16 protein-coding genes and 1 other RNA gene are annotated in these 18,438 nt (G+C 70.5%); 15 read left to right on the forward strand and 2 right to left on the reverse strand.

The window, feature by feature from the left end:
• Both F614_RS0109145 and F614_RS0109150 read right to left on the reverse strand, forming a co-directional pair.
• Positions 1-357 (reverse strand): YraN family protein, encoded by a 357-nt coding sequence (locus tag F614_RS0109145; protein WP_018878160.1) that lies wholly within the window; start codon positions 355-357, stop codon positions 1-3.
• Positions 358-2,229, reverse strand: a complete 1,872-nt coding sequence (locus F614_RS0109150) for a penicillin-binding protein activator (protein ID WP_038037331.1) — start codon at positions 2,227-2,229, stop codon at positions 358-360.
• 78 nt (positions 2,230-2,307) lie between these two features.
• Here F614_RS0109150 and rsmI point away from each other — a divergent pair, with 78 nt between their 5' ends.
• From rsmI to F614_RS0109220, 15 genes are all read left to right on the forward strand, one after another.
• Positions 2,308-3,144, forward strand: coding sequence for a 16S rRNA (cytidine(1402)-2'-O)-methyltransferase (gene rsmI, locus F614_RS0109155; protein ID WP_018876483.1), 837 nt, complete (start codon positions 2,308-2,310; stop codon positions 3,142-3,144).
• Between the two features lie 312 nt (positions 3,145-3,456).
• An RNA gene (gene rnpB, locus F614_RS14095) (RNase P RNA component class A) lies at positions 3,457-3,802 on the forward strand.
• A 287-nt stretch (positions 3,803-4,089) separates the two neighbouring features.
• The gene (mraZ, locus tag F614_RS0109160; protein ID WP_017942776.1) at positions 4,090-4,530 is read left to right on the forward strand and encodes a division/cell wall cluster transcriptional repressor MraZ; all 441 of its coding nucleotides are present in this window, start codon (positions 4,090-4,092) and stop codon (positions 4,528-4,530) included.
• Positions 4,531-4,535: 5 nt separating this feature from the next.
• Positions 4,536-5,462: a 16S rRNA (cytosine(1402)-N(4))-methyltransferase RsmH gene (gene rsmH / locus F614_RS0109165; protein ID WP_018879988.1), complete on the forward strand. Its 927-nt coding sequence runs from the start codon at positions 4,536-4,538 to the stop codon at positions 5,460-5,462.
• Positions 5,462-5,746, forward strand: a complete 285-nt coding sequence (gene ftsL / locus F614_RS0109170; protein ID WP_018879987.1) for a cell division protein FtsL — start codon at positions 5,462-5,464, stop codon at positions 5,744-5,746. The genes rsmH and ftsL overlap by 1 nt, the downstream gene beginning before the upstream one ends.
• Positions 5,734-7,449 (forward strand): penicillin-binding protein 2, encoded by a 1,716-nt coding sequence (locus F614_RS0109175; RefSeq protein WP_019558753.1) that lies wholly within the window; start codon positions 5,734-5,736, stop codon positions 7,447-7,449. Before ftsL ends, F614_RS0109175 begins: the two co-directional genes overlap by 13 nt.
• Positions 7,446-8,987 carry a UDP-N-acetylmuramoyl-L-alanyl-D-glutamate--2,6-diaminopimelate ligase gene (locus tag F614_RS0109180; protein WP_019558754.1) on the forward strand — a complete coding sequence of 514 codons (1,542 nt, stop codon included), beginning with the start codon at positions 7,446-7,448 and terminating at the stop codon, positions 8,985-8,987. The genes F614_RS0109175 and F614_RS0109180 overlap by 4 nt, the downstream gene beginning before the upstream one ends.
• Positions 8,984-10,354 carry a UDP-N-acetylmuramoyl-tripeptide--D-alanyl-D-alanine ligase gene (gene murF / locus F614_RS0109185; protein ID WP_019558755.1) on the forward strand — a complete coding sequence of 457 codons (1,371 nt, stop codon included), beginning with the start codon at positions 8,984-8,986 and terminating at the stop codon, positions 10,352-10,354. Before F614_RS0109180 ends, murF begins: the two co-directional genes overlap by 4 nt.
• On the forward strand, positions 10,335-11,417 hold the full coding sequence (gene mraY, locus F614_RS0109190) for a phospho-N-acetylmuramoyl-pentapeptide-transferase (RefSeq protein WP_018881643.1): 1,083 nt from the start codon (positions 10,335-10,337) through the stop codon (positions 11,415-11,417). The genes murF and mraY overlap by 20 nt, the downstream gene beginning before the upstream one ends.
• A gap of 4 nt (positions 11,418-11,421) precedes the next feature.
• Positions 11,422-12,765: a UDP-N-acetylmuramoyl-L-alanine--D-glutamate ligase gene (murD, locus tag F614_RS0109195; RefSeq protein WP_019558756.1), complete on the forward strand. Its 1,344-nt coding sequence runs from the start codon at positions 11,422-11,424 to the stop codon at positions 12,763-12,765.
• On the forward strand, positions 12,762-13,967 hold the full coding sequence (gene ftsW, locus F614_RS0109200; protein WP_019583714.1) for a putative lipid II flippase FtsW: 1,206 nt from the start codon (positions 12,762-12,764) through the stop codon (positions 13,965-13,967). The genes murD and ftsW overlap by 4 nt, the downstream gene beginning before the upstream one ends.
• A complete protein-coding gene (murG, locus tag F614_RS0109205) occupies positions 13,964-15,058 on the forward strand; it encodes an undecaprenyldiphospho-muramoylpentapeptide beta-N-acetylglucosaminyltransferase (protein WP_019558757.1) in 1,095 nt (364 codons plus the stop codon). The genes ftsW and murG overlap by 4 nt, the downstream gene beginning before the upstream one ends.
• Positions 15,055-16,485 carry a UDP-N-acetylmuramate--L-alanine ligase gene (murC, locus tag F614_RS0109210; protein ID WP_018878169.1) on the forward strand — a complete coding sequence of 477 codons (1,431 nt, stop codon included), beginning with the start codon at positions 15,055-15,057 and terminating at the stop codon, positions 16,483-16,485. Before murG ends, murC begins: the two co-directional genes overlap by 4 nt.
• Entirely contained in the window at positions 16,482-17,444 is a 963-nt protein-coding gene (murB, locus tag F614_RS0109215) for a UDP-N-acetylmuramate dehydrogenase (protein ID WP_018882413.1), read from the forward strand. The genes murC and murB overlap by 4 nt, the downstream gene beginning before the upstream one ends.
• On the forward strand, positions 17,441-18,379 hold the full coding sequence (locus tag F614_RS0109220) for a D-alanine--D-alanine ligase (protein ID WP_018865655.1): 939 nt from the start codon (positions 17,441-17,443) through the stop codon (positions 18,377-18,379). The genes murB and F614_RS0109220 overlap by 4 nt, the downstream gene beginning before the upstream one ends.
• Positions 18,380-18,438: the final 59 nt, after the last annotated feature.

Raw genomic sequence — 18,438 nt, forward strand, 5'->3', positions numbered from 1 at the left:
TTAATCGGTGGGTGCCTGGATGGCGTCCTGCAGCCACTCGATCCGGTCGCGGCCATCCAGGGTCATGACATCGAAACGCACCGGCCCGTTCCAGGCATGCTCCTGCAAATAGGCCTCGGCGACCCGGAGCAGGCGCGCCTGCTTGCGTCGGTCGATGCTCTCCGCGCCGCCGCCGAATCCCGGGTGGCTGCGCTTGCGTACCTCCACCAGCACCAGCGTGTCGCCCTCCTGGGCGACGAGGTCGAGCTCGCCATACGGACGGCGGACGTTGCGCGCCCGGATCTCCAGGCCGCGGGTCTCGAGGTAGGCGGCGGCCCGGTCCTCGGCGGCCTGTCCCGAGACGCCCGGGCGAAACACTCAGGAGCCTCCGGCGGGGAGGTCGATGCGCCGGGGTTCGCCGCGCTCGAAGCGCGCCCAGGCCGGCTCCCGCACCCATTCATGATTGAACGGGTTCAGGCCCCAGGTCCCGGTGGCGCCGACCAGCTGGTGATGCGGGGCGCTGCGCACCGCTTCCTGGCGCAGGCTCAGGCGCAGCGCGTCCATCCCCAGGGCGACAAAGCGAGGCAGTGCCTCGTCGCCGGCGTCTGCCTCTTCGTCAAGCGGGTGGACTCGGTCGAACAGGCGCGGCGCGTCGGGAAACACGATTCCGTTCAAGTCGGCATCGCGATTGGCATCCGGACGGCCCGAATAGACATGGGCGGTCGCCATCATCGGCAGGTGGCTCGCGCGGTGAAAGTGCACGTGCGGCACGATACGCCGCACCTGCGGGGCCGACCCGGCGATGAACAGATGGTCCACATCGGCACGTACCTGCGGGTCCGCCTCCAGTTCCAGTCCGGTCCGGCGCGCCACCTCGCGAATGCGGGATTCGCTTTGCGGGATCCCCAGGGCATTGCCAATGGTGGCGTTCAGTTCGCCCGCAGTGGGCTGGACCCGGATCACGTCGCGTGGGCGTCGGTCGTCCTCGGCGAGCGTCGCCTGGTAGGCGCTCGCCACGCGATCGCCGAAGGCCCCCTCCGGCAGGATCACCAGCGGGTGCAGCCAGCCGGCGCGCGCGGCGCGATCGGCCACCGCCCGGGCGTCCTCTTCCGGGTTCAGGGCCAGCGTGGTCATCGCTTCGTGGACAATGGTGCCGGCCCGGTTCAGCAGCACGGATGGAACGGCCTGATCGCTGGTTGCGACCTGCTGAACCGATTCGCGCCGCAGTGGGCCGATGATGCGCGCGACGCCCGATTCTACGCCGCGACGGTAGAGCGCGGCCGCGGCATCCGGCTCCCCGCGAGTGTCGCGCACGATCAGGCGCCCGTTGCTGGCCCCCTCTGCGTAGTAGGCGCGGGTGATGCCGTCCAGGACCGCATTGCCGAGTTCGCCGAGATCGCCCGACAGGGGCAGGAGCACCAGAGTGTCGCCCGGTGCGTCCGGCGTCAGGGGATGGGACGCCAGCAGCTCCGGCAGCAGGCTGTTGGCCGGGTGCGAGGGATGGCGTTCCCGCCACTGGCCAGCGGCCTGGCGTGCTGCGTCCTGCGTGTCGGCGCCGCGCAGCAACCGGAACAGGCTGACCCAGGCATCGCCATCCGGCGGGTGGTTGCCGATCACTCGTTCGCGCTGGGCCGGGCGCAGGGCCGCGAGCAGACCCCACAGGCGCTGCTGGTTCTCGCTGTGCAGATCCGGCTCCATGATCAGGAGCCCGTCCAGGCGCAGGCGGGCGTCCAGGGCCTGATACCATTGGCCTTCGTGTTCCAGCAGCCGGGCGTGGAGCGACAGGCCTTCACGATAGACCTCCGGTGAACGCGTCGGATCGTCCGGATCGTCCGCCCCGAGACGCTCGCGGGCCAGGTCCCAGTCACGCTGGGCCGCCGCCAGGCGCGCGCCCAGCAGGCGGCCGGCCTGGGAGTCCCGTTCGGCGTCGGGCAGCTCGGCCCAGAGGGTGTCGGCCCGCTCCAGCTGATCCGGCGTCGCCGGGTCCAGTGCCAGGACGGCTTCGATCGCACCCCGGACCGTCTCGGGTTCCGGGCGCGAACGCGCTTCGCTCAGCAGCAGGCTGGCGCGGACCTCCGGCGGGAGTTCAGCCAGGTCCGCGCGGGGTTCGGGTTCCGGGGCCGGCTCCGGGTCCGGGCGCGGCGTGGCGCACCCGACCACAATGGCCGCGGCCAGTAGCAACAGAGCAAGGCGGGACAGGGGCCGGGCGTGTCCGGCGCGATGAAGGGGTCGGGGCACGATGGTGGTCACGAGGTTTCCCTGGCGAATGAGGAGTCAGTATTGAAAGCGCATCAGGCCGTGTCAACGAACTGGGGCACGTTGTGGGTAGTGGCCACGCCGATTGGTAATCTCGGCGACATGAGCCCGCGTGCGGGCGAGATCCTGGCCCGGGTGCAGCGGATTGCCGCGGAGGATACGCGACACAGCGCCGGACTGCTGGCCCACCTGGGTGTGCATACGCCGCTGGTCAGCCTGCACGAGCACAACGAGGCCGAGCGAATCCCGGCGCTGCTCGAGGCATTGCAGGCGGGGGAGTCGGTGGCCCTGGTCTCGGATGCGGGCACGCCGCTGGTGTCCGATCCCGGCTTCCGTCTGGTGCGCGCGGCGCGGGAGGTGGGCGCGCCGGTGCGGGCCGTTCCGGGCCCCAGCGCCCCGCTGGCGGCGCTGGCCGTGGCGGGGTTGCCATCCGACCGCTTCTGTTTCGAGGGCTTTCTGCCGCACGCGGCCGGGGCGCGTCGGCGGCAGCTGGAGGTGCTGCTGGCCCAGCCGGTTACCACGATCGTATTCGAGTCGTCTCATCGTATCCGGGCTGCGGCCGGGGACCTTGCCGGACTGGCGCCCGAGCGCGAGGTATTCCTGGCGCGCGAGCTGACCAAGCAGTTCGAGGAGCACTACCGGGGCGTCGCTGCGGACCTCCCGGCCTGGCTGGATGCGGATGCCAACCGCACCCGCGGCGAGTTTGTCCTGATCCTGGGGGCGGCGCCGGCCCCGGAAACCGGCGGCGAGGCCGACGAGCCGCTGGCGGCCGAACACGAGCGCCTGCTCACCGCGCTGCTGCAGGAGCTCCCCCTCAAGCGTGCCGCGCGCCTGCTCTCCGATGCGACCGACCTGCCACGCAACCGCGTCTACGCCCGCGCCCTGGCCCTCAAGGACGCCCAAAGCTAAGGCTTGGTTTTCACCACGAAGCACACGAAGGCACGAAGAAGGGCAAGGTCAAGGGCGCTTCACAGGAAGTCGCGAAGGTTTGAAGGAATGAATGCGGGTTGAACCCACTGGGCTCGGACGGTGTAGCAATGAGTGTCCGGCCAATCCTGCCAGCAGTAACGCCCTTCTATCCTTCCAGCCTTCCTGTCATTGCTTTTGACCTTGCCCTTCTTCGTGCCTTCGTGTGCTTCGTGGTGAACAAAAGGGGGGCGTCGGCGGCCAGGCCCCTGAAAAGCCTTGCGTTCCGGGGCGGGGCGGCGTACAAGGAGCGCGGGAGTCGGCCGGGCAGTCGCTGCATCCTCGGATGTGGAGGAAAGTCCGGGCTCCGCAGGGCAGGACGCCAGGTAACACCTGGGCGGCGCGAGCCGACGGAAAGTGCCGCAGAAAATACACCGCCGATGGCCTTCGGGCACAGGTAAGGGTGAAATGGTGCGGTAAGAGCGCACCGCGCGACTGGTAACAGTTCGTGGCAGGGTAAACCCCGTCCGGAGCAAGGCCAAATAGGGGTGCATGGTGTGGCCCGCATCGCACCCGGGTAGGCTGCACGAGGCGTCCGGTGACGGACGTCCCAGATGAATGACTGTCCACGACAGAACCCGGCTTATGGCCGGCTCCCACTTTTTCCCACCTTTGCGGCCCCATCCGCGGGCCGGTGTGTCGCCATGTCGGCGGTTGCTGCCGAAAACTCGTGAAGTAGTTTCTTAAGTGTGGCCCTCAAGGCGCGGCTTTTAATACCCTTCCTCCGGCCCTTTCGGCGCCCTCGCGTCGGTCGCGCTAAGTCTCTGTGATTCAACGCTTATTTTTTGTTTTTCGGGGTCGATTTTCTTGACTCTGGAGGATGCCCGTACCTATAGTGTCGAAAAGTGGGTCAAAGTGGGGAAAGGTGGGTAACCACCGCTACCAGCCATGTTTCGAGGCGTCAGCCAGCTCAATCTGGATGCGAAGGGCCGCCTGGCCATGCCGGCGCGGTATCGCGACGACCTCGCTGCGAGCTGCAACAGCCAGCTGGTGATTACCGTTGATCCCTCCCGTTGCCTCCTCCTCTACCCGTTTCCGGAATGGGAGCGCATCGAGCAGAACCTGATGTCCCGCCCCAACATGAATCCCAAGGTGCGCAACCTGCAGCGCCTGCTGGTGGGTCACGCCACCGAATGCGAGCTGGATGGCAGCGGCCGGTTGCTGCTGCCCACGCCCCTGCGTCAGTACGCCGGCCTGGAAAAGCGGGTCGTGCTGCTGGGGCAGGGCAAGAAGTTCGAGATCTGGGACGAGGCCACCTGGGAGGAGACCTGCGCCCAGGTGCTGGGGGGTGACGTGGATGACGAAGCGCTCGAGTCCATCGCGTTGTGACGGGCATGGAATCCGTCTCCCATATTCCGGTGCTGCGCGACGCGGTGCTGGAGGGCCTGGCCGTGCGAGCTGACGGCTTCTATGTCGATGGCACCTTCGGCCGCGGTGGCCATAGCCGGGCCATCCTGGCGCGGCTGGGGCCGGAGGGCCGGCTGCTGGCCATGGACCGCGACCCGGAAGCCGCGGCGTCCGCCGAGGCGCTGGCCGACGACCCCCGCTTCGCCTTCGAGGCCGGGCCGTTCTCGACCATGGCGGACACGTTGCGCCGGCGCTTTCCCGAACGCGGTCCGGACGGGGTGTTCCTGGATCTGGGCGTGTCGTCGCCGCAGCTCGATACGCCCGAGCGCGGCTTCAGCTTTCAGCATGATGGTCCGCTGGATATGCGCATGGACCCCGCCAGTGGCGAGAGCGCCGCGGACTGGCTGGCGCGCGCCGACGAGGGCGAGATCGCCGATGTGATCTACCACTATGGCGAGGAGCGCCACTCGCGGCGTATCGCCCGCGCCATCGTGGCCGCGCGGGCCGAGGCGCCGATCACCCGCACCGCCGCGCTGGCCGAGATCGTGCGCCGGGCCGTGCCGAAGCGCGAGCCGGGCAAGCACCCGGCGACCCGCACCTTCCAGGCCCTGCGCATCTTTGTGAACCGGGAGCTGGCCGAACTGGAGCAGTGGTTGGCCACGATCCCGGACGTCCTGCCGCCCGGCGCGCGGCTGGTGGTCATCAGCTTTCATTCGCTGGAAGACCGCATGGTGAAGCAGGCCCTGCGCAAGCCGGTGTCCGACGTGCGGCTACCGAAGGGCCTGCCGGTGATGCCGGAGGAGCCGGAGCGCAAGCTGCGGCCGGTCGGGAAGCCGGTGCACGCCGATCGCGAGGAACAGCGCATCAATCCGCGCTCGCGCTCGGCCGTGCTGCGTGTCGGGGAGCGACTCTGATGGTCGTGCGCGGACTTCTGGCAGTGGCGCTGGCGACCGGCGTGTTTGCCTCGGCGATCGGGGTCGTCGCGGCGAAGCACGAGGCCCGCCAGGCCTTCGTCGACCAGCAGCAGGCGCTCGCCCAGCGCGATGTCCTGAATCTGGAATGGACGCAGTTGCAGATCGAGCAGTCGACCTGGGCGACCCAGGGCCGGGTCGAGGAACAGGCGCGCCGGCAGCTGGACATGATCCAGCCGGATTCCGACCGCATCGTGGTGATCGGGGGTGATGCGTGGGCGCGCTGAAGCGGCAGATCAGCGGCGGTCGCCTGAAGGTCGTGATCGGCGTGTTCGCGCTGGCGGGCATCGCGCTGCTGTTGCGCGCCGTCGACCTGCAGGTGCTGGAGCGGGACTTCCTGACCTCGCAGGGCGAACAGCGCCAGGTGCGCACCCTGACCGAGTCCGCCCATCGCGGCATGATCACCGATCGCCATGGCGAACCGCTGGCGATCTCGGCCCCGGTGCAGACCGCCTGGGCCAATCCGCAGGACCTGATGGAACAGCGCGATCGCTGGTCGGATCTGGCGGCGGCGCTGGAGGTGGAGCTCGGCTGGCTGGCGGAGCGGATCGAGAGCCGGTCCTCGCGCGAGTTCGTCTATCTGCGCCGCCACATGCTGCCGGAACAGGCCGAACGCGTGGCCGCGCTGCGCATGCAGGGGGTGGGGCTGACCCGCGAGTTCCGTCGCTACTATCCGCACGGCGAGGCGACGTCGCACGTACTCGGCTACACCAACATCGACGATCAGGGCCAGGAGGGCGTCGAGCTGGCCTTCGATCAGTGGCTCTCGGGCCAGCCGGGAGCCAAGCGCGTGCTGCGCGATCGCCACGGCCGCACCATCCGCGACGTCGCCAGCATTCGCCCCGCGCGGGACGGCAATACGCTGGCGCTGACCCTGGATCAGCGCCTGCAGTACCTGGCCTACCGCGAGCTGAAGGCCGCGGTCGCCGAACACAACGCGCGGGGCGGCTCCGCGGTGATGCTGGACGCCCGCAGCGGCGAGGTGCTCGCGCTGGTCAACCAGCCCGGCTTCAATCCGAATAACCGTGGTGCCATCCGTTCCGACCGCGCTCGCAACCGCGCCATCACCGATACCATGGAGCCGGGCTCGGTGATGAAGCCCTTCACCGTCGCGGCGGCCCTGGATGCCGGGGTGGTGGATGCCAACGCCACGCTGGAGACCGGCCCCGGTACCATGCGTGTCGGGCGCCTGACCGTTCGTGACCTGCGCGATTACGGGACCATCGACCTGACCACCCTGATTGCCCGCTCCAGCAACGTCGGGGCCACGCAGCTGGCGCTGGAAACCCCGGCGGATCGCTTCTGGCAGACCCTCCACCAGGCCGGATTCGGGCAGGCGCCGGGCACCCATTTCCCCGGCGAGGCCCGCGGGCGCCTGCGGGACTTCACCACCTGGCGCGAGGTCGAGCAGGCCACGCTCGGCTATGGCTACGGCCTGTCGCTGTCGCCGCTGCAGATGGCGGCCGCCTACACCGCCTTCGCCAACGACGGCGAGCGCGTGCCGGTCCGGCTGGTGCGCACCGCCGACGATCTGCGCGAACCGGCGCGGGTGATGTCCCCGCGCACCGCGCGCCAGGTACTGGCGATGATGGAGCACGTGATCGGCACCGAGGGCACGGCCCGCCAGGCGGCGATCGATGGCTACCGGGTGGCCGGCAAGACCGGCACCAGCCGCAAGAGCGGGCCGGGTGGCTATACCGAGGACCGCTATTTCTCCAGTTTTGTCGGCCTGGCCCCGGCCTCTGATCCGCGCTTCGTGATGGCCGTGGTGATCGACGAACCCGATGCCGGGGTCTACTACGGCGGGGCCGTCGCGGCCCCCGTGTTCCGGCAGGTCGTTGGCTCGGCCCTGCGCATGTTCAATGTGCGCCCGGACGCGATGCCGGAAATCCCGATGCGCCTGGCGGCGGAACACGAGGGGGCCACATGATGGCCGCCCGCGATACCCGAGGCGCGGCTGCACCCGTGCTGGGCGATCTGCTGCCCGCCGGGTCCCTGCGTCCCGAACAGGCGGCCCTGCCGGTCGCCGACCTGGTCCAGGACAGCCGCCGGGTCGGCCCCGGCGCGGCCTTTGTGGCCCTGGCCGGCACCCACGGGCACGGCCTGGCGCATGCCGCCGATGCGGCCGCCCGTGGCGCCCGGGTCATCCTCTGGGACGAGGGGGAGCCCCCGGAATCCGCCGTGGAGGTCCCGCTGATTCATGTGCCGGGTCTGCGCGACCGGCTGCCGCAGATGGCGCGCGCCCTGTTCGGGGCGTGGCCGGAGGCGGCCCCCCTGGTGGCGGTGACCGGCACCGATGGCAAGACCACGGTGACCCACCTGATCGCGCTGGCCCTGGAGGCCCTGGGCCGGCCCACCGGCCTGATCGGCACCCTCGGCGTCGGGCGTCCCGGGCAGCTGGAGGCGACCGGGCACACCACGCCCGGGGTGCTCGATCTGCATCGTCATCTGGCGGATCTGGCGGGGTCCGGTTGCCAGGCCGTGGCGCTGGAGGCCTCCTCGCACGGCCTGGCGCAGGGGCGCCTTGCCGGGGTCCCGATCACGGTCGGCGTGCTGACCTGCCTGAGTTCCGACCACCTCGATTTCCACGGCAGTCAGGAGGCCTATGCCGAGGCCAAGGCCCGCCTGTTTGCCTGGCCCGGCCTGCAGACGGCGGTGCTGAATATCGACGACGCCTTCGGGCGCCGGATCGCCGGGGGACTGCCGCCGGGTGTTCGCGCCCTGACCTACAGCGCGACCGGGGCGCCGGCCGACCTGCGCGCCCGCGACGTGGCGGCGACGCCGGACGGGCTGTGCTTCACGCTCGAGACCGAGGGCCAGACCCGCACGGTCCAGTCCACGCTGTTCGGCCTGTTCCAGGTGGGCAACCTGCTGGCGACCCTTGCCACGCTGCAGGCGCTGGGCCTGGAGCGTGAACAGGCCATCGCCGCCCTCGCGCGGCTGCCCGGCGTGCCCGGGCGCATGGAGCGCTTCCCGCTGCCCAACGGGGCCCTGGCGGTGGTCGACTATGCCCACACCGCCGAGGCGCTGGACGCCGCGCTGCGCGCCCTCCGGCCTCACACCGAGGGACGCCTGAGCGTGGTCTTCGGGTGCGGTGGCGAGCGCGACCGCGGCAAGCGCCCGGCGATGGGGCGGGTGGCCTGCGAGCGCGCGGACGTGGTCTTCGTGACCGATGACAACCCACGCGGCGAGGACCCGGCCGAGATCCGAGCCGAGATTCTTGCCGGCTGTGCCACGGCCGCCGAATGCCACGAGATCGGTGACCGCGCCACCGCGATCGCCAGTGCCCTGGCCGAGGCCGGTGCGGGCGATGTAGTGCTGGTGGCCGGCAAGGGCCACGAGACCACTCAGGAGATTCGCGGGCAGCGGTATCCGTTCAGCGACCGCGAGCAGGTGCGGGCCGTGGGGCGTCGGCATCCGCAGGACACGCGCGACCCGCAGCGCGCGACCAGGGAGGAGGGAGAATGATTCGCATGACCAGCCAGGAACTGGCCGAGGCCGTGAAGGGACGCCTGCAGGGGGCGGGCGACGTGGCCTTCGAGGGTGTGTTCACCGACACCCGCGAGCCTCGCCCCGGGGCGCTGTTTATCGCGCTGAAGGGGCCCAACTTCGATGCCCACACGCAGGTGTCCGCCGATCTGCCGGCGCCGGTGCTGCTGGTCGAGCGGGCCCTGGATGTCCCGCAGCCGCAGGTCATTGTCTCCGATACGCGCGAGGCGCTGGGTCGGCTCGGCCGCCACTGGCGCCGCCAGAGCCGGGCGCGGGTGATCGCCCTGACCGGTTCGAACGGCAAGACCACCACCAAGGAGATGCTGCGCTGCATCCTCGAGGGCGCAGGGTCCGTGCATGCCACCGCGGGCAATCTGAACAACGAGATCGGCGCGCCGCTGACGCTGCTGGCCATGCCGCAGGACGTGGACTACGCGGTGATCGAACTGGGCGCCAACCACGCCGGCGAGATCGGCCGCATGGTGCGCTGGGTCGAGCCACAGGTGGCCATGATCACCAATGCCGGGCGCGCCCATCTGGAGGGCTTCGGGAGCCTCGAGGGCGTGGCGCATGCCAAGGCCGAGATCTACTCCGGTCTGCCGGCCCAGGGCGGTACCGCCGTGATCAATCTGGACGACCCGTTTGCCGACTACTGGCTGTCCCTGAACGAGCACCACCACTGCCAGCGCTTCTCGCTGGAGGGCGGCGGCGAGGTCGAGGGGATGTGGCAGGCCCCGGACCGGCTGCGGCTGGCGATCCTCGGCGCCGGGCGCGACCTGCGCCTGGCCGGCCCCGGGCGCCATCTCGCGGCGAACGCTGTTGCCGCGGCCGCCGCGGCCAATGCGGTGGGCATCGGGATCGACCGCATCGTCGAGGGCCTGGCGCAGTGGAAGCCCGTCCGCGGGCGCCTGCAGGAACTGTGGCATGTTACTGGCGCACGCCTGTGGGACGACAGCTACAACGCCAACCCGGACTCGCTGCGGGCCGGGCTGGAGGTGCTGGCGGCCATGCCCGGCCGGCGCATCCTGGTGCTGGGTGCGATGGGCGAGCTGGGCTCGGAGACCCGCGAACTGCATCGCGAAACGGGCCGGCTGGCCCGGGCCATGGGCATCGACCACTGCCTCGCCCTGGGCGACGCCGCGCGCGACAGTGCCGAGGCGTTCGGTGACGGTGGCGAATGGTTTGCCGATCACGGCGCATTGCAGGCGCGCCTGGAGGCGCTCCTGGCCGAGGGTACGACGGTGCTGGTGAAGGGCTCGCGCAGCCAGCACATGGAACGGATCATCGAGGGGCTGGACCTAGCCTCGGCAGCGCCGGAGGTGGCGGATGCTCTACGCGCTGACTGAGTACCTGAGCCAGTTCTATTCCGCCTTCACGGTCTTTCAGTACCTGACCGTTCGCGCCATCCTCGGGGTGGTCACGGCGCTGGCGATCGCGCTGCTGATCGGCCCGGCGATGATTCGCCGCCTCACCGTCGGCAAGGTCGGCCAGCAGATCCGTGACGACGGCCCCGAGTCGCACCTGACCAAGGCCGGCACCCCGACCATGGGCGGCGCGCTGATTCTGGTCGCGGTGGCCATCGCCACCCTGCTCTGGAGCGACCTGACCAACCGCTTCGTCTGGCTCGTGCTGCTGACGACCCTCGCGTTCGGTGCGGTCGGCGGCTGGGATGACTACCTGAAGCTGCGCTATGGCAACAGCAAGGGGCTGTCGGCGCGCGCCAAGATCCTGTGGCAGACCCTGTTCGCCCTGATCGCGGCCGGCGTGATCATGTACACCGCGCAGGGCCCGGTGGAGACCACGTTCTACCTGCCGGTGTTCAAGGACATCCAGTTCAGCCTGGGCTGGTTGTTCATCCCGCTGGTCTGGCTGGTCGTGGTCGGTTCCTCGAACGCGGTGAACCTCACCGACGGGCTGGACGGCCTGGCGATCATGCCTGCGGTGCTGGTGGCCGGGGCCCTGGGCGTGTTTGCCTACGCGGCGGGTCATGCGGTGTTCGCCGACTATCTCGGCATCCCGGCGGTGCCCGGGGTGGGCGAGGTCGTGATCTTCACCGCCGCGCTGGTCGGCGCCGGGCTCGGGTTCCTGTGGTTCAACACCTACCCGGCCCAGGTATTCATGGGCGATGTCGGGGCCCTTGCGCTGGGTGCGGCCCTGGGCATGCTGGCGATCCTGACCCGCCAGGAGATCGTCCTGCTGATCATGGGCGGCATCTTCGTGCTGGAGACGCTGTCGGTGATGCTGCAGGTCGCCTCGTTCAAGCTCACCGGGCGGCGCATCTTCCGCATGGCGCCGCTGCATCACCACTTCGAACTCAAGGGCTGGCCGGAGCCGCGCGTGATCGTGCGTTTCTGGATCCTGACCGTGGTGTTCGTGCTGATCGGTCTCGCGACCCTGAAGGTGCGCTGATCCCATGATGCGAGCCAGCGGCGACAACCTGATCGTGGGCCTGGGGGCGACCGGACTGTCGGTGGCCCGCTTCCTGCGCGCGCAGGGCCAGTCGTTTGCGCTCACCGATACTCGGGCGGCCCCCGTGGCGCTGGCTACGGGCGCGGACTGGGTGAACGCCGCCTGGGTGGGGCCGCTGGACGATCTGGATGCCACGGGGTTCTCCCGAATCGTGGTCTCGCCCGGCGTCGCCCTGGAACACCCCGTCCTGCAGCAGGCGCAGGCGGCCGGTGCCCGCCTGATCGGGGACATCGATCTGTTCGCCGAGCAGGCGCCCGCCCCGGTGATCGCGATCACCGGCTCCAACGGCAAGAGCACCGTGACCGCCCTGGTGGGCGAGCTGCTCCAGGCCGCTGGCTACCGTGTCGCGGTCGGCGGCAACTTCGGGACCCCGGCGCTGGACCTGCTGGAATCGGCGCCCGATCTGTACGTGCTGGAGCTGTCCAGCTTCCAGCTGGAGCGCAGCCACACATTGGCGCCGGCCGCCGCCGCCATCCTGAATATCTCCCCCGACCACCTGGACCGCTACGCCGATCTGGACGCCTATGTACGCGCCAAGGCCCGGATCCTGGATCGCGCCCAGCGTGGCGTGCTGAATCGCGAGGACACCTGGCTGCGCGAGATTGCGCTGCCGCAGGACCTGCAGGTGATCTCCTTCGGTCTCGACGCCCCGCCGCGTGCGGTCGACTTCGGCGTGCGTCCGGCCCCCGAGGATGGCCCCGAGCTGGTGCATGGCGACGAGGGCCTTCTCGCCACGGGTCGCCTGCGCCTGCGGGGGCAGCACAACTGGGCCAACGCCCTGGCCGCGCTGGCGCTGGCCTGGCCGTGGCTGGAGCCAGGCGCGCCCCGGGCCCGCGCACTGGCGGCACTGGCCGAGTTCGCCGGGCTGCCGCACCGCTCGCAGTGGATTGCCGAGGTCGACGGGGTCGCATACATCAACGACTCCAAGGGTACCAACGTGGGCGCCACTCTGGCCGCGCTGCGCGGCACGCCGGGGCCGCTGGTGCTGATTGCCGGGGGGCAGGGCAAGGGCCAGGACTTCGCCCCGCTGGCGGATTACATACCGGGCAAGGTCCGCGGGGTGGTCCTGCTGGGCGAAGACGCGCCGGCCATCGCCCGCGCCCTGGCATCAGTGGTGCCGGTGCAGCGCGTCGACGACATGGCCGCCGCGGTCGCCCAGGCCGCCGCCTGGGCGCAGCCCGGGGATACCGTGCTGCTGTCGCCGGGCTGTGCCAGCCTGGACATGTACGAGAATTACCAGGCGCGCGGCGACGACTTCGCCCGCGCGGTGCGGGGGCTCGCGGCATGAGTGTCTCGAGTAGCCGCCTCGGACTGCCGGATCGCGGCCTGGTGGCCGGCCTGCGCGATCACGTGGACCTGCCTCTGCTGGCGGTCGCGGCGACCCTGCTGGGGATCGGGCTGGTGATGGTCGCCTCGGCCTCCATGGGGTTGGGCGAGCGCTATTTCGGCAATACCTGGCACTTCTTCCAGCGCCAGGTGATCTTCGCCGCCATCGGTCTGGCGGTGGCGACCTTCCTGTGGTCGGTTCCGCTGGCACGCTGGGAGCGCGCGGGGCCCTGGTTGCTGATCCTGGTGATGGTGCTGCTGATCGCCGTGCTGATCCCCGGGGTGGGCCGCACGGTGAACGGGGCGACCCGCTGGATCCCGCTGGGCATGTTCAACCTCCAGGTGGCGGAGCTGGTGAAATTGCTGGTGGTGATGTACCTCGCCGGCTACATCGTGCGCCACTACTCGACGCTGCGCCTGCATTTCCTCGGCTTCATCCGTCCGCTGATTGTGCTCGGGGTGGGCACCATCCTGATGCTGCTGCAGCCCGACTTCGGGGGGGCGGCGATCATGCTGGCGATCGGCATGGGCATGCTGTTCCTCGCCGGTGCCAAGCTGTGGCAGTTCGCCGCGCTGGGGGTCACGATCGGCGCCGGTATGGCGGTGGTGGCGGTCGCGGCACCCTACCGCGTGGCGCGCCTGACGGCCTTCCTCGACCCCTGGCAGGACCCGTTCGCCACCGGCTTTCAGCTGACCCAGTCGCTGATCGCGATCGGTTCCGGCGGCTGGTTCGGGGCCGGGCTGGGCAACAGCGTGCAGAAGCTGTTCTACCTGCCGGAGGCGCACAACGATTTCCTGTTTGCGGTCTTTGCCGAGGAGTTCGGCTTTGTCGGCGTTATCGCCCTGATCGCGCTGTTCGGGGTGCTGGTCTGGCGCTGCATCCGTATCGGCCTGTATGCCGAGCGCGCCGGCCATGCCTTCGCCTCCCATCTGGCGTTCGGCGTGGCGATCTGGATGGGCCTGCAGGCCTTCCTGAACCTCGCCGTGAACATGGGGCTGCTCCCGACCAAGGGGCTGACCCTGCCGTTTCTCAGTTACGGCGGCAGTTCGCTGATTGTCTCGCTGGCGGCCATCGGCCTGGTGATGCGCGTCTACCGCGAGGCCCAGGTGCCCGCTCCCCGGGCGGCGCAGCCGTCCCGTCGCCGGCGGGGAGGTGCGGCATGAACGCCCCGCGCATCCTGATCATGGCTGGCGGCACCGGAGGGCATGTGTTCCCCGGGCTGGCGGTGGCCGAGGAGCTGCGTGCCCGCGGCGCCCAGGTGCGCTGGCTGGGTACCGCCCGCGGCGTGGAGGCGCGGCTGGTACCGGAGTCCGGCATCGAACTGACAACCCTCCCCATCGCCGGGATTCGCGGCAAGGGCGTGATCGGGCTGGCGCTGGCGCCGTGGCGGCTGGGTCTGTCGCTGTGGGCGGCGCTGGGCCTGATGACGCGCCTGCGCCCGGACGCCGTGATCGGTTTCGGCGGCTTCGCGGCCGGGCCCGGCGGCCTGATGGCGGCCGCGCTGGGGCGCCCCCTGGCGATCCACGAACAGAACGCGGTGGCCGGCCTGACCAACCGCTGGCTGGCGAAGGTCGCCGACCGGGTGTACTCCGGCTTCGAGCACAGTTTTCCCGAACGGGTGGCGGTCACGGTCGTGGGCAACCCGGTGCGCGCGCAGATCGCCGGCCTGCCCGTCCCGGAGGTCCGCTTCGACGAGCGCGAAGGCCCGCTGAACATCCTGGTCCTGGGGGGCAGCCTGGGCGCGCGCTCTCTTAATCGGACCCTGCCCGCGGGCCTGGCGATGGTGGCGGCGCAACAGCGCCTGAACATCCGCCACCAGGCCGGCGAACGCACCCTGGAGGAGGCCCGGTCCGCCTACGCCGAAGCCGGGCTGGCGGCCGAGATCTCCGCCTTTATCGAGGACATGGCCGCCGCTTACGCCTGGGCGGACCTGGTGATCTGTCGCGCCGGGGCCCTGACCGTGGCCGAGGTGGCCGCCGCCGGGGTGCCGGCGCTCTTCGTCCCCTATCCATATGCGGTGGATGACCACCAGACCGCGAACGCCGAGGCCCTGGTGCGCGCGGGCGCGGCCTGGCGGATCGCGGATGCCGAACTGACGGCCCAGGCCATCTTTGACCGGGTCGGGCCGCTGGATCGCGAGGCCCTGCGGGCCCGCGCGGTCCTGGCGCGCGAGCAGGCCTGCCCGGACACGGTGCAGCGCCTGGCCGACGCCTGCATGGAGATGGCGGGTGCCCGCCCGGAGGGATCGTCATGAACGCCACGCGCCTGCCGCGTCACGCAATGCGCCGCATTCGCCGTATCCACTGCGTCGGGATCGGGGGTTCCGGCATGAGCGGGATCGCCGAGGTCCTGCACCAGCTGGGTTACCGGGTCTCCGGTTCCGACCTGGGGCAGTCGGCGATGGTCGAGCGCCTGAAGGCGATGGACATCCCGGTGGTGGCGGCCCATACCGAGGCGAACGTGGCGGACGCGGACGTGCTGGTGGTTTCCAGTGCGATCAACCCGTCCAACCCCGAGGTCCAGGAGGCCCGTCGTCGGGGCATCCCGATCGTGCGCCGCGCGGAAATGCTCGCCGAATTGATGCGTTTTCGCTACGGCATCGCGGTGGCCGGCACCCACGGCAAGACAACCACCACCAGCCTGGTCGCCAGTGTCCTGGCGGAGGCGGGCATGGATCCGACCTTTGTGATCGGCGGGCGCCTGAACAGCACGGCCAGCCACTCCAACCTCGGGGCCGGTGACTACCTCGTGGCCGAGGCCGACGAGAGCGATGCCTCGTTCCTGCACCTGCAGCCAATGATCAGCATCGTGACCAACATCGATGCCGATCACCTGGGGACCTATGGCAACGACTTCGGCAAGCTGCGCGCCACCTTCCTCGAGTTCCTGCATCACCTGCCGTTCTACGGCATCGCCGTGCTGTGCGCGGACGACCCGCAGGTGCGCGACCTGTACCCGGAACTGGAGCGCCCGCGCCTGACCTACGGCATCGAGCAGCCGGCCGACGTGCGCGCCCTGAATGTGCGCCAGGAAGGCGTGCGCATGTACTTCGACCTGGCCCTGCCGGGGCAGGCGGCATTCCCCGTGACCCTCAACCTGCCCGGCCGCCACAACGTGCTGAACGCCCTGGCCGCGGCGGCGGTCGCGCACGAGCTGGAGGTGGCGCCGACCGCGATCCAGGCCGCGCTGGAGCGTTTCCAGGGCATCGGCCGGCGCTTCCAGGTCCAGTCCTGGCAGGCCCCCAGCGGCCCGGTGACCCTGGTCGACGACTACGGCCATCACCCGCGGGAGATCGCCGCGACCCAGGCCGCCGCGCGCGATGCCTGGCCGGATCGGCGGCGCATCACGATCTTCCAGCCGCATCGCTATACCCGCACGCGCGACCTGTTCGAGGACTTTGTCGAGGCGCTGTCGGAGACCGATGTGCTGATCCTGCTGGAGGTATACGCCGCCGGCGAGGAGCCGATCCCCAGTGCCGACGGCCGCAGCCTGGCGCGGGCCATCCGCCTGCGCGGTCAGGTCGAACCGGTGTTTGTCGAGCGGGCCGACGACGTCGTCGACGTCCTCGGGCGCATGCTGCGCGCGGATGACGTGGTCATTGCCCAGGGCGCCGGCGACATCGGCCGGCTGGCCGGTCTGCTGCCCGAACAGCTGAGCGCGTCCGGCAAGGGGGGCACATGATGGCGGCGCGCGAGATCGAGCCGATGGCGACGCCGTTCGCCGGGGAGCCGCGCGGGCGGCTGCAGGCCCGGGTGCCGCTGGCCGGGCTCACGTCGTGGCGGGTCGGCGGGCCGGCCGACTGGCTGTTCCAGCCGGTCGACCTCGACGATCTGGTGGCCGCGTTGCGCGACCACGCGACCCACGCCCCGCAGATGCCGGTGACCTTCCTCGGGCTTGGCAGCAACGTGCTGATCCGCGACGGGGGTGTCGAGGGGCTGGTGGTGCACCTGTCGGGTGTCCTCAACGAGCGCCGGCGTCTGGACGGTGATCGTCTCCTGCTGGGCGCCGGGCTGGCCTGTGCCCAGGCCGCGCGCTTCGGGGCCCGCGAGGGGCTGGTCGGGGCCGAGTTCCTGGCCGGCATCCCGGGCACGGTGGGGGGCGCGCTGTACATGAATGCGGGCGCCTGGGGCGGCGAGATCTGGCCGCTGGTGGAATCGGTGGCCACGGTGGATGTGCGCGGTGAACTGCATACCCGCACGCCAGCGGATTACTCCATCGGCTACCGCAGTGTCCGGGGCCCGGAAGACGAATGGTTCACCGGCTGCGTGCTGCGGCTGGCCCCGGGCGACCCCGAAGCCGGAACCCGACGCATCCGCGAACTCCTGCGCGAGCGCTCGGCGAAGCAGCCGCTGGGTCTGCCGTCCTGCGGTTCGGTCTTCCGTAATCCGGAGGGGGATCACGCGGCGCGTCTGGTGGAGGCGGCCGGGTTGAAGGGCCTGCGCCGCGGCGCGGCGGAGATCTCGCCCAAGCACGCCAATTTCATCACCCACGACGGGACGGCCCGCGCCGCCGATATCGAATGGCTGTTGCGCCATGCCCAGGACGAAGTGGAGCGGCGCTTCGGGGTGCACCTGGAGCCGGAGGTCCGGGTGCTGGGACGCGCCGCGGGTGCGAACGAGACAAGCGAGGGAACGGCATGAGCAAGCGAAGCGCACAAGACTACGGCCGGGTCGCGGTCCTGATGGGTGGCTGGTCCGGCGAGCGCGACATCTCGCTCCAGAGTGGCCAGGCCGTGCTGGCGGCCCTGCAGCGCCAGGGCGTGGATGCCCACCCGCTGGACCTGACCCGCGAGAGTGCCCGCTGCCTGGCGCTGGAGGGCTTCGACCGGGTGTTTATCGTGCTCCACGGCGAATGTGGCGAGGACGGCACGTTGCAGGGCTGCCTCGACATGGCGGGTGTGCCATACACCGGGACCGGCGTGCTTGGCTCCGCGCTGGGCATGGACAAGCTGGCCTGCAAGCGGCTGTGGGCGGGCAGCAATCTGCCCAGCGCGCCCTACCGCCTGCTGACACCCGGTTTCGATCCGGAGGCGGTCGCCGAGGCCCTGGGCCTGCCGCTGATCGTGAAGCCGGCCCGCGGGGGCTCCAGCCTCGGCATCACGCGGGTCGATCGCGTCGCGGATCTGCCGGCGGCGTTCGAGGCGGCCCGGCTGCAGCCGGGCCAGGTGTTCGCCGAGCAGTGGATCCGCGGGCGCGAGTACACCGTCGCGATCCTCGGCAACGAGCCGCTGCCCGTGGTGGAGATCCGTACCCCGGGTGGGTTCTACGACTACCACGCGAAGTACGAGGCCGATGATACCGGCTACGTCTGCCCGCCCCCGCTGGATTCGAGCGCGCTGCTGGAGCTGCAGTCCCTGGCGATCGCGGCCTTCGCGACGCTGGAGGGCTGCGGCTGGGGCCGGGTGGACATCCTGCAGGACGAGCACGGCGAGAACTTCCTGATCGAGGTGAACACCATCCCGGGCATGACCGATCACTCCCTGGTGCCCAAGGCGGCCGCGCAGGCCGGGATCGACTTCGACGAGCTGTGCCTGCGCATCCTCGATTCCAGTTTCGAGTGTGGAGGGCTGCGTTGAACGCACGCCGCACAACCCGACCCGCGCGCCGGCCGCAGGCGCAGGGGCCATCGCCCTTG

This window comes from Thioalkalivibrio sp. ALE12, assembly GCF_000381105.1.
Classification (GTDB): Bacteria; Pseudomonadota; Gammaproteobacteria; order Ectothiorhodospirales; family Ectothiorhodospiraceae; genus Thioalkalivibrio.

Bases quoted from the DNA above. Each gene is read 5' to 3' on its own strand.
- ftsL (WP_018879987.1), top strand. From the start codon at position 5,462: ATGGTCGTGCGCGGACTTCTGGCAGTGGCGCTGGCGACCGGCGTGTTT.
- mraZ (WP_017942776.1), top strand. From the start codon at position 4,090: ATGTTTCGAGGCGTCAGCCAGCTCAATCTGGATGCGAAGGGCCGCCTG.
- murB (WP_018882413.1), top strand. From the start codon at position 16,482: ATGATGGCGGCGCGCGAGATCGAGCCGATGGCGACGCCGTTCGCCGGG.
- murG (WP_019558757.1), top strand. From the start codon at position 13,964: ATGAACGCCCCGCGCATCCTGATCATGGCTGGCGGCACCGGAGGGCAT.
- murF (WP_019558755.1), top strand. From the start codon at position 8,984: ATGATTCGCATGACCAGCCAGGAACTGGCCGAGGCCGTGAAGGGACGC.
- rsmH (WP_018879988.1), top strand. From the start codon at position 4,536: ATGGAATCCGTCTCCCATATTCCGGTGCTGCGCGACGCGGTGCTGGAG.
- mraY (WP_018881643.1), top strand. From the start codon at position 10,335: ATGCTCTACGCGCTGACTGAGTACCTGAGCCAGTTCTATTCCGCCTTC.
- murC (WP_018878169.1), top strand. From the start codon at position 15,055: ATGAACGCCACGCGCCTGCCGCGTCACGCAATGCGCCGCATTCGCCGT.
- murD (WP_019558756.1), top strand. From the start codon at position 11,422: ATGATGCGAGCCAGCGGCGACAACCTGATCGTGGGCCTGGGGGCGACC.
- F614_RS0109220 (WP_018865655.1), top strand. From the start codon at position 17,441: ATGAGCAAGCGAAGCGCACAAGACTACGGCCGGGTCGCGGTCCTGATG.
- F614_RS0109180 (WP_019558754.1), top strand. From the start codon at position 7,446: ATGATGGCCGCCCGCGATACCCGAGGCGCGGCTGCACCCGTGCTGGGC.
- ftsW (WP_019583714.1), top strand. From the start codon at position 12,762: ATGAGTGTCTCGAGTAGCCGCCTCGGACTGCCGGATCGCGGCCTGGTG.